Annotated in this window: 10 protein-coding genes; all 10 read right to left on the bottom strand. The window is 64.3% G+C overall.

Translation table 11 applies throughout. The annotated features are described in order from the left end of the window. Nucleotides 1–36 precede the first annotated feature (36 nt). The 10 genes from AWM79_RS20025 to AWM79_RS19980 are packed head-to-tail and all read right to left on the bottom strand — an operon-like array spanning nucleotide 37 to nucleotide 10,310. Nucleotides 37–1,284, bottom strand: coding sequence for an NAD(P)/FAD-dependent oxidoreductase (locus tag AWM79_RS20025; RefSeq protein WP_017130084.1), 1,248 nt, complete (start codon nucleotides 1,282–1,284; stop codon nucleotides 37–39). Continuing rightward, nucleotides 1,275–3,626, bottom strand: coding sequence for an MMPL family transporter (locus AWM79_RS20020; RefSeq protein ID WP_060783607.1), 2,352 nt, complete (start codon nucleotides 3,624–3,626; stop codon nucleotides 1,275–1,277). The genes AWM79_RS20025 and AWM79_RS20020 overlap by 10 nt, the downstream gene beginning before the upstream one ends. Then, complete coding sequence (locus AWM79_RS20015; RefSeq protein ID WP_060783606.1) at nucleotides 3,610–4,218, bottom strand: outer membrane lipoprotein carrier protein LolA; 609 nt, start codon at nucleotides 4,216–4,218, stop codon at nucleotides 3,610–3,612. Before AWM79_RS20015 ends, AWM79_RS20020 begins: the two co-directional genes overlap by 17 nt. Further along, nucleotides 4,215–4,640, bottom strand: a complete 426-nt coding sequence (locus tag AWM79_RS20010) for an acyl-CoA thioesterase (RefSeq protein ID WP_017130087.1) — start codon at nucleotides 4,638–4,640, stop codon at nucleotides 4,215–4,217. The genes AWM79_RS20015 and AWM79_RS20010 overlap by 4 nt, the downstream gene beginning before the upstream one ends. Further along, nucleotides 4,633–6,177: an HAL/PAL/TAL family ammonia-lyase gene (locus AWM79_RS20005; protein ID WP_060783605.1), complete on the bottom strand. Its 1,545-nt coding sequence runs from the start codon at nucleotides 6,175–6,177 to the stop codon at nucleotides 4,633–4,635. The genes AWM79_RS20010 and AWM79_RS20005 overlap by 8 nt, the downstream gene beginning before the upstream one ends. Then, on the bottom strand, nucleotides 6,158–7,096 hold the full coding sequence (locus tag AWM79_RS20000) for an LpxL/LpxP family acyltransferase (protein ID WP_017130089.1): 939 nt from the start codon (nucleotides 7,094–7,096) through the stop codon (nucleotides 6,158–6,160). The genes AWM79_RS20005 and AWM79_RS20000 overlap by 20 nt, the downstream gene beginning before the upstream one ends. Beyond that, nucleotides 7,093–7,854: a glycosyltransferase family 2 protein gene (locus AWM79_RS19995; RefSeq protein WP_017130090.1), complete on the bottom strand. Its 762-nt coding sequence runs from the start codon at nucleotides 7,852–7,854 to the stop codon at nucleotides 7,093–7,095. The genes AWM79_RS20000 and AWM79_RS19995 overlap by 4 nt, the downstream gene beginning before the upstream one ends. Continuing rightward, the gene (locus tag AWM79_RS19990; protein WP_060783604.1) at nucleotides 7,847–9,517 is read right to left on the bottom strand and encodes an ApeI family dehydratase; all 1,671 of its coding nucleotides are present in this window, start codon (nucleotides 9,515–9,517) and stop codon (nucleotides 7,847–7,849) included. Before AWM79_RS19990 ends, AWM79_RS19995 begins: the two co-directional genes overlap by 8 nt. Then, nucleotides 9,514–10,059, bottom strand: coding sequence for a COG4648 family protein (locus AWM79_RS19985; RefSeq protein WP_017130092.1), 546 nt, complete (start codon nucleotides 10,057–10,059; stop codon nucleotides 9,514–9,516). Before AWM79_RS19985 ends, AWM79_RS19990 begins: the two co-directional genes overlap by 4 nt. After that, nucleotides 10,056–10,310 carry an acyl carrier protein gene (locus AWM79_RS19980; protein WP_017130093.1) on the bottom strand — a complete coding sequence of 85 codons (255 nt, stop codon included), beginning with the start codon at nucleotides 10,308–10,310 and terminating at the stop codon, nucleotides 10,056–10,058. Before AWM79_RS19980 ends, AWM79_RS19985 begins: the two co-directional genes overlap by 4 nt. Nucleotides 10,311–10,316 lie beyond the last annotated feature (6 nt).

Genomic DNA, 10,316 nt, shown 5'->3' with positions numbered 1-10,316 from the left:
TTTCCTCGCTGTAGGTATCGCTCAGGTATGGATTGTTCATGCCGGCGTGCTCGCACAGATTTCAGAGAGCATCCGCAGGCGGCGCTTGGATTCACTGACAAACGGATTGCGCTCGTCCCAGGCATAACCGGCGAGGATCGAGCTGATCATGGCGCGGATTTGCGGTGAGCTGTCAGGGTGATAGATCACATCCTGGAAGGTCCCGTCGTACCAGCCTTCGACGTAGCAGCGAAAGGTGTCGACACCGCGCTTCAACGGTTCGGCGAACTGGCTTTGCCAATCGACACGTTCACCCTGCAAGTGGCGGTGCAGCAGGCCGGCGGCCATGCTGGCCGAGCGCATGGCAATGGTCACGCCCGAGGAGAATACCGGGTCGAGAAATTCCGCGGCATTGCCCAGCAGGGCGAAGCCTGGGCCGTGCAGACGCTTGACGTTGGCCGAGTAGCCGCCGATGGCCCGTGCCGGGGTGTCCCACACGGCGTTTTTCAATACCCGTTGCAGGCTGGGCGTTTCGGCGATAAAGCTTTTCAGGCTGGCGTCCAGATCATCGCCGCGACCGGCAAAATGCCCGGCGGCGGCGACGACTCCGATGGAGCAGCGGCCATCGCTGAAGGGAATGGTCCAGAACCAGATGTCCCGTTGCTTGGGGTGAGTGGTGATCAGGATCTTTTCCCGCTCGAAAGCCGCCGCGTCGATCCGATCTTCGACATGGGCGAAGATGGCCTGGCGTGCCGGGAAGTTCGAGGGTGCCTCAAGGTCCAGCAGGCGCGGCAGGACACGTCCGTAACCGCTGGCATCGAGGACGAAGCGGGCCTCGATCAGGTACTCGCGGCCATCTTCGCGTCGGGCTCGCAACTGTGGCTGCGAACACTCGAAGTCGACGCTGACGATTTCCTCGCCATAACGGATTTCCACGCCTTGCAGGGCGGCTTGATCGGCCAGCAGTTGGTCGAAATCAGCGCGCTGGACCTGGAAGGTGGTCGGCTTGCCCTGGCTGAAGGTCTGGCCGAAATCGAAGGCGCTGTAGCGCTCTCCCCAGGCGAAGGCCGCGCCGTTCTTCAACTGGAAACCGGCGGCGTTGACAGCATCGAGCATGCCGGCCTCCTCGACGAAGTCCAGGCAGTGCGACAGTAGGCTTTCACCGATGGAGAAACGCGGGAAATGCTGGCGCTCGACGATCAGCACGTCATGGCCGTTGCGCTTGAGCAATGCGGCGGCGATGGCGCCGGAAGGGCCGGCGCCTATCACCACGACTTCGCGGTGTTGCGTTTCAACTATGGGCACACGGGTTCCTTGCCGATTTCGGCGTTATGGGGAGGTGATTGGCGCCCGGCCCAAGGCGCGAGCAGAAAGCTGAAGGCCAGGCCGAGGCTGACCGAGAGGCCAAAGTTGCTGACGGCCGGGGTGCTGGAAATCGCCAGTAGGCCAAACGATAACCAAGTGGTCAGCGCAGCGAGCAAGGTGCCCAGCAGACTGACGGCGGCGCCGCCGATCTGCTCGCGCATCAGGATCACGTAGTCGACGCTGATGGCCGTGACCAGCAGCAATCCGAACAGACTGAATAAGGTCAGTGGCTGGCCCAGCCACCCGAGACTGGCGAGGCTGCACAGCGCCGCCAGCAGCGGCAGTGCGACAATGCGCAAGGCACCGCCGAGGCCGAACGGCAGGATCAGCAGCAGCACGATCAGTACGCAGGAGGCGAGCTTGAGTTCTGCGGCGCTGACCTGGGCGGCGGCGAACACCCTGTTCAGGTCGCCGAGACGATCCACCAGTTGTACCCCCGGCAGGTCCACGGCCTGGACCCGCAGCAGCTCGGCGTCGTTCAGGCCCTGCAGGCTGACCATGCCCGCCACGCCATCGGCGTAGGGGCCGAGCCAGAGGGCGCGCCAGGGTTCGGCCAAGGGCCCGACCAGCGCGCTGTCGATGTCCTGGATCGGCAGCGCCTGTAACTGGCTCAGTTCGCGATGCAAGGCCGCCAGCGGCACGCCCAGGTCGAGTAGCGGTTGCCAGTGGTCGGGCAGTTGCTGGAGCGCGTCGCGCAGGTGTTGTTGTTCGCTGGGCGGGCTGACCAGTTGGTTCAACGACAGATAGCCTTGCAGCTTCTCCAGGCCCACCAGTTGTTCGAGGCGCTTGCCCAGTGCCGCCGAACGCTGCAGCAGTTGCGGTTGATCGGCGGCGCGCACGAGGAAGAACTGGCTGGTCGGCTGATAGCCGGTGATCCGCGCAATGGCCTGGGCTTCGGCCTGCAATTGCGGTGGCGCGCCGACCCACTGGCGGATGTCGTTCTTGCTGTGTAACTGCCATAGGCCGGCGGCACAGAACACGATCAACAGGCCTAGCAACAGGGGGTTGCCGAGCTTTCTCAAGAGTTGTTCACGCAGCCCCAGCAACCCTTCACAGATCCGCAACGGCCACTGCGCGGGGCGCAGGTCGGTGCCCTTGAGCAGCGCCGGCAGCAGGCATACCGCACTGAGATAGGCACCCAGCAGTCCGGCAGCGGAAAACACGGCAATCTGGGTCAGCGCCGGAAAGGGGGTCCAGGCCAGTGCCAGATAACCGATGCAACTGGTGGCCAGGCTCAGGCTCAGGCCGGGCAGGGTGAGGCGCAGGGCCGGCCAACTGTGCCAGGGTTTCAGCGTCCAGCTCTTGGACAGGTAATGCAGCGGGTAATCCACCGCGACGCCGATCAGGCTGGAACCGAGTACCAGCGTCATCACATGCATATGGCCGAACAGCGCCACGCAAGCCACGGCGCCGAACAGCATGCCCACCAGGACCGGGACAAACGCCAGCAGCACGCGCAAGCGACGGAAGGCCAGCAGCAACAGCAGGAGAATGCCCAGGGTGGCGCCACCGCCGACCCAGGTGATTTCCCGGGTCGCCTGTTGCTGGCCGTTGGCGGCGTACAGCAGGCCGCTGGCGGCCAGCAGTTGCACATCGGCCTGGCTCGCTTGCTCGCGGCTTTGCCTGAGCAGTTCGGCCACTTGCAGCGGCAACTGCATATCGAAGGCGTTGCCGGTGGTCCGCGCCCGCAGCAATACCCAGCTCTTGCCGTCGGCATCGGCCACCAGGGCACCGCTGCCGATATCCAGTTGCACGGCGCCGCGTTGCGGCTGGCTGTTCTGGATACGTCCGGTCAGGCCCAGCCAATCATCCTGGCTCGGCACCAGATCGAAGCCGGCGAAAGGGTCATACAGCGCCTGTAGCCGTTGCTGGATAAAAGCCGCCGGATCGTCGATCAACTGCTGGCGGTCCTTCGCCGCGAGCATGGCCAGGCGCCCTTGCAGCAGTTGTTGGCGCAAGGCAGGTAAATCGGCCTGCAGATCCCAGTTGACCTTCTCGAACAGCCCGCTGGCCTGCCATTGCTCACCCAGTTGGCGCGCCATGGCGATGGCCTTCTGGCGATCGAGGTGGCCGACCAGCACCAGCATTTCCCGGTTCAATGGTTCCTGCATGCGTTGGTCGGCTCTGAGTTCCAGTGCCTCGGGCGAGGAGCCCGGCACCAGTTCCATCAAGTTGGCCGACAGCGGCGCGCCGTGCCGCCATTGCCAGCCGGCGAGCGCCAGCACGGCCAGCAGCAGGATCAGGAACAAGCGCGGCAGCAGGCGTTCACTCGGCAAAGTCATGCTGCTCCGCATCGCTCAATGGGCGGTTCGCCGTGCTGTCCAGCATGCGCAGGACGGTGCTGTCGCCCTGGGTTTCCAGCAGCTCAATGCGCTGTACCCGTTCGCCACCCTCAATGTTGATCCGGGTGAAGATCTGTTTGAGCAGTACCGAACGCGGAATCAGAGTCAACTGCCACGCCTTGGCCTCGCCTTGCAGTTGCAGTTCGAAGTCCCGTTGCAGGCCGCTGCTGTCGCCTTGCAGCACGGCAATGAACAGACGGTTCTGTTCGGCGCCGGCGCTTCTGTTCGGCAGCATCCGCCAGCCATCGGCATCACGCCGGGCAATGCCCTTGGCGCTGATGCGGTAGTCCTGTTGCAGCGGGCTCTTGAGCAGCCAGAGCAGGCCATGGTCCTTGGCGAGGACGAAAGTGCCTTGGCTGGTCAGCGGCTGTGGCAGCGCCCGCAGGTGTTTTTCCTGAATGAACCGACCGTGGATCACCGAAGGCTTGGCCAGTTGTTCGCTCAGTTGCGGCAGGTCGAAGGTCGCTGCCTGGCTCGCCAGACCGAATGCCAAGACCAGAACCAGAAAGGCTCCCTTGAACCCTGTATTCATGCCAGCACCTTCTCGACCGCGTCGACAAACACCCTTGGCGAGGCCAGCAGCATCTCGCGGCTGCTTAGATTCACCGCCACTTGCACCGTGCTGGCGCGGGTCAGGCGTTCGCCGCTGGCAAGATCGCTGATCAGGTAGTTGACCTTCAGACGGTTCTCCCACTCGATCAGATCGGCCCGCACCTTGATCTTCTGACCGAACACCGCACCGCGCACGTAGCGCAGTTGCAGGTCGATCACCGGCCAGGCGTAGCCGGATTCGAGCATCTGTGCGTAGTTGTGGCCGATACGATCCAGCAGTGCGCAGCGGGCGACTTCCAGATATTTCACGTAGTGGCCGTGCCAGACCACGTTCATGGTGTCGACGTCGAAGAACGGCACGAGGATTTCGCTATCGACCTGAAGCACGCCACGGCTACGCATACAGACTCCAGCGTCGCTCGGCGATGCGTTGCAGGCACAGGCGCAGTTCGGCTTCCAGGGCGCGATCCTCGATCACCGGCGGGAAGTCCTTGGCCAACGCTTCGTGCATAGCCGCCAGGGCCGGCGGCAGCGGGCGGGCGTCGGTGGCCCGGTTGCGCAGCCAGACCCCCTGGTTGGCGGCCAGCAGGGTGGCGGCGGCGACCTGCTCGGTCAGTTCCAGCACACGGATCGCGTCGCGGGCGGCGATGGTGCCCATGCTGACCTTGTCCTGGTTATGGCATTCGGTGGAGCGCGAGAATACGCTGGCCGGCATGGTGTTTTTCAACGCTTCGGCGGTCCAGGCGCTGGTGCCGATCTGCACGGCCTTGAAGCCATGGTTGAGCATCGCCCGCTCGGCCTCGCAACCCGACAGGTTGCTCGGCAAACCATGGTTGTAGCGCACATCCACCAGCAGGGCGAACTGCCGGTCGAGCAAGTCGGCGACGTTGGCCACCAGGGTCTTGAGGCTGTCCATGGCAAAGGCGATATGCCCTCCGTAGAAATGCCCGCCGTGGAGCACGCGTTCTTCTTCGGCGTCGATGATCGGGTTGTCGTTGGCGCTGTTCAGTTCGGTTTCGATAAAGCCGCGCAGCCAGCCCAGGCTGTCGGCCAGCACGCCGAGGACGTGGGGCGCGCAGCGCAGTGAGTAACGGTCCTGCAGCCGGTGCAGCGGCGCGGTCGGGGCATCGATGGCCAGGTCTTCGCGCAGCCAGGCGGCGACTTGCATCTGCCCTGGGTGTGGCTTGGCGGCGAACAGGCGCTCGTCGAAATGCTCTGGATTGCCCTGCAACGCCACCACATTCAGCGCGGTGATACGGGTTGCCAATTGCAACAGGTAGTCGGCACGGGCGAAGGCCAGGCAGGCCAGGCCGGTCATCACGGCGGTGCCGTTCATCAGCGCCAGGGCTTCCTTGGGCCGCAGGACCAACGGCTCCCAGCCGAGCTCGCGGTGGACGTCACGGGCCTGGCGGCGTTCGCCACGCAACAGTACTTCACGTTCGCCGGACAGGGTTGCGGCCACATAGGACAGCGGTGTCAGGTCGCCGCTGGCGCCCACCGAACCCTCCTCGGGAATCAGCGGCAGGATGTCCCGGTCGAGAAACGCGTGCAGGCGTTCCAGCAATTCCACGCGCACCCCGGAGACACCGTGGCACAGCGACTGCAAACGGGCCGCGAGCACGGCGCGGGTGGCCTGCGGATCGAGCAGCTTGCCTAGGCCGCAGCCGTGGAACGTGTAGAGATGACGGGGCAGTGCCTCGACATGCCGCAAAGGCACCGCCACCACGCAAGAGTCCCCGTAGCCGGTGGTGACGCCATAGATCACGCCTTCCTTGTTCAGCAGTGAGTCGAGGAATTGCGCACCCTTGGCGATGCGCTGGCGGTAGGCCGGGTCGTTTTGCAGTTGCGTCGGCGCCTGACGGTTGGCCAGGGCCAGCACGTCTTCGATGCGCAGCGGGAGTTCGCCGAAGGTTACCGGCTCAAGCGGATACGTCGTCATCGGTCTTCCAGAAAGGGTAGAAATTGAACCATTGGAGGGGCGCCTGCAGGCAGTACTGGCCCAGGCGCTCGGCATAGCGGGCGGCCCATTGGGCGATCACCTGTTCGCGGTCGCCGCGCTTCCATTGCACCATGTCGGTGAAAGGTTCGAGGGTGATGCGATAGCGGCCCTGGAGTTTCAGGCAGAACAGCAGGTTGACCGGGCATTTGAGCAGTCCGGCCAGCAACCAGGGGCCTTGGGGGAAGGTCGCCGGGTGACCGAGGAAATCCACCCGCACGTTGCGCCTACCGTGGAGCGCAACACGGTCGCCGGCAATCGCCAGCCACTCGCCACGGTCCAGGCGCTGGCTCAGTTGCAGCATGACTGCCGGGTCCAGCTCGCTGACCTGGATCAAGCGCAGGTTGGTCGCGCCGGCCTCGCCCAACAGTCGATTGAAACGTTCGGCGTGCTTGGTGTGGACTAGCACGTTCATCGTGACTTTCCCCCCCAGTTCGGCGAGGGCACGGCAGACTTCCAGGTTGCCCAAGTGGGCGCCCACCAGCATCTGCCCACGTTCGCCGCGCAGTTGATCGCGCAGCAGCGCCGGGTCGACGATCTCGATCTGCTCGAGGCTCAGCTTGCCATTCCATACATCGAGTTTGTCCAGCAGCGCGTCGGCAAAGGCCATGAACTGCCGGAAGACCGTCAGCAGGGTCGGTCGCAGGGCGCCCTGGCCGCTCCAGGCAGCGAGGTGCTGCTGGTATTGCCAGGCACTGCGCCGGGCAGTGCGCCCGAAGAGGAAGAAGTACAGGACGATGCCGTGCAACACCGGACTGAGCATCCGCCGTCCCAGAATCTTGACGCCGAAGGCGGTGAGTTTCATCAGCCAGAAGCTACCGCGTTCCTGGCGATCGGCCCAGTGTCGCTGTGCGTCCTTCATGCTTGCCACCTTCGCCAGAGAATGCTCGGCAGGCGCACCAACATGCCGAAAAACAGTCGGGTGTGCATCCAGGCAATCAACGTGTTGTCGTGGAACAGGCGAAAGTGCGACAGACCGTCCTGCGGGTAATGAACGCGGGTCGGTAGCCAGCGCATGGGCTGGTTGCGCCAGGACAGGCGCACGAGGATTTCCGGGTCGAAGTCCATGCGCTTGCCGAGTCGGGCCCTGTTGATCAGGGCCAGCACCGGCGGCAGCGGGTAGACCCGCAAACCACACATGGAATCGCGGATCTGCAACGACAGGCTGTTGATCCAGACCCAGACATGGGTCAGGTAGCGGGCGTAGAGGCGGCCCTTGGGCACGCTTTCATCGTATTGCGGGTAGCCGCAGATCAATGCTTGGGGATGGCTGCGGGAGGCGTCGAGAAAGCTCGCGACAGCGCGCAGGTCATGCTGGCCGTCGGCGTCCACCTGCAAGGCGTGGCTGAAGCCCAGGCGCGAAGCTTGCCGCAACCCTGCCATGACCGCGCCACCCTTGCCCTGATTGATTGGCAGCTTGACCAGGAAGATCCGCTCGTGTTCAGCCAGTTGCTCCAGCACCGTGGCGCAGGCCGGGCTGCTGGCGTCGTCCACCAGCACGCAGGGCAGGCCGGCCGCCAGCAACGCCTCGACCACGGCCGGCACCGCAGCCTCGTGGTTGTAGACCGGGATTACCGCGCAAGGTTGGTGCGGGATGCTGAGTGGATCAAGATCAATCATGCGCTGCCTCCAGCACGATCCGGCCGCTGGAGCAGGCGGCGCTGGCGTTGCGAAAGGCGAAGTGTAGTTTGCTGCGTATCGGGTCGAAGCGCAGGCTCAGATCGATCCGATCGCCGGGGCGGACCAACTGTTGGAACTTCAGCACTTCCATGCCGGCGAATTTTGCCGGCAATTGGAGTCGCTGGCGACCCAGTTCGAGTGCCCAATCCACTTGCACCACGCCCGGCAGCACCGGGGTGGTGGGGAAGTGGCCGCTGAAATAGGCGAGGTCCGGCGGCACGGCCAGTTGCAGCAGCCATTCGCCATCCGTTTCGTTCTGGGCCAGTATCTCCGGACCTTTGGGGCGTGGAGCCTGCAACAGTGCCTGGACATCGGCTTGAGGCAGCTTGCCCTGGGGGTTGAGCGGCAGTTGCCGCAGCAGACGCCAGCGACGTGGCAGCGCCAGTACCTCGCAATGTTTCAGCAGGTGTTGGCGCAGGGTGTCGGTCAGCGTCCGCCGACCTTGGTTGCGCAGGGTGTGCAGCCCTCGGTCGGAGAGCACCAGCAGTGCGCCGAGGTAGGCTCGGTTCTCCTGCACCACGCCCAGCCGTGCTTCGGCGACCCAGGCGTGCTCCTCCAGGGCCTGTTCGAGCATGGGCAGGGAGATGCGTTTTTCCTCCAGCTTGACGATGCGGTCCAGGCGACCCAACAGCTCGAAGCGACCATCGGCTTCGAAGCGCACGGCATCCGCTGTCTGCTCGACATGCCCGACTGGTAGGTACGGTGAAGCCACCCGCAGGGCACCCTCGGCGTCCTGGTCCAGTTGCACATCGGCGAAGGGACGCCACAGCCGGGCGCCCTGGCGCCAGGCGATACCGCCGGTTTCCGAACTACCGAGGATTTCCGTCGGCCATTGGCGCAGGTGTTGTCGCAGGTTGCTGGCGGCGTCTTGCGGCAAGGTGCCACCGGAGGAGAACACCCGGCGTATCTGGCTCAGGGCCGGCCAGTCAAGATTATCGCCCATGCGCTTGAGCAGGGCCGGGCTCGCCACCCAAGCGAACTGCGAGTGCCGGCGACTGGCGCGTTGCAGGTCCTCGGGGAAGGCCAGTTGCGTGCGCACAAAGGGGCGTCCGGCACACAGTGGCCAGAGCACGCGGAACAACAGGCCGTAGATATGCTGGGTGGCGACGCTGCCGATGACACAGGCCTGGTCGAGGTCGGCGCCCCATAGGTGTTCGAGGGCCTGCACTTCATTGGCCAGTTGTCGCAGGCTTTTTTCGATGCGCTTGGGTTCGCCGCTGGAGCCGGAGGTGCACAGGCTCAGGCGACAGGCATCGAGATCGAGCGCGGCGGGGCTCAAGGGCTTTGCCTGCAGGTCATTGAGGGTTGCGCTGTCGGTCAACCACAGGTCGACATCCGCTGACCAGCGCTGGCGTGTCTGTTCTTGCAGATCGGCCACCAACAGCACGGCAACCCCGGCCCGCCAGGCGCCGAATAGGGCAATCGCCAGTTCCCCGGCGTCTTCCAGGTGCAATGCCATGCGCTCGACGCCACGGGCCCGTAGCCCGGCGGCCAGGCCCAGGGCCTGCCGGCACAGGTCGGCATGCTCCAGCGGCGGGTCCATCGTCACGGCCCGTCCGGCGTGTGTCTTGAGCAGCAACTGCTCAAGGTTTATCCAATTCATGCACTGCCTCTTACGCGTTGGCGTATCAGCCATTCAATGGCAAACAGCAGGCCCATCAGCCCATAGGCGATCAGGCCGTTGTACAACGCCCACCAACTCAGCGGCGCCCACAGGGTCAGTGCGGCTGCGAGCAGGCCGTTACAGAGAAAAAAACAGCTCCAGGCGCAGGTCACCCAGCGGGTGTAGCGAATTGCTATCTGTGGCAGCTCCGGCTCGCTCAGGCGTGCCAGCCGCTCGGCCATCGGTGGGCCGAATTTCAGGCTCAGGCCGAACAGACCGAGCATGAAACCGCTGATCAGCACCGGATACCAGCGCAGCAACGACGAGTTGTTCAGCCAGGCCAGCAAACCGCAGAACGCCATGGCGCACAGTGCCATCCACAGGCTGGCGGGCTTGCGTGCGCCGGTCAGGGCACGGGCCAGCCACAGGCCGCCGAGCAATATCCCGAACTGCCAGGGCGCAAAATGCTCCATGCCCAAATACACCGCAAAGGGATACAGCAGGCCGGCCAGTAGTAGGCCCAGGCCGGTCAGTCGGCTCATGCGGTCGGTTGGACCAGGCGAAACACAGCCTCGACCACGTCGTTAACGGTGCGTACCGACTTGAACTCATCGGCAGCGATTTTCTTGCCGGTCTGACGCTTGATGTGGTCGATCAGGTCCACGGCGTCGATGCTGTCGATTTCCAGATCCTGATACAGGTTGCTGTCCAGCGTGACGCGCTCAGGTACCAGCTCGAAGAGTTCGACCAGGGCATCGCGCAGCGTATTGAAGATGTCTTCACGGGTTTGCATGGTGGT

Source organism: Pseudomonas agarici (assembly GCF_001543125.1).
GTDB lineage: Bacteria > Pseudomonadota > Gammaproteobacteria > Pseudomonadales > Pseudomonadaceae > Aquipseudomonas > Aquipseudomonas agarici.
The sequence above is the reverse complement of the archived record's forward strand: the minus strand, read 5'-3'. Positions and strand labels throughout refer to the sequence as shown.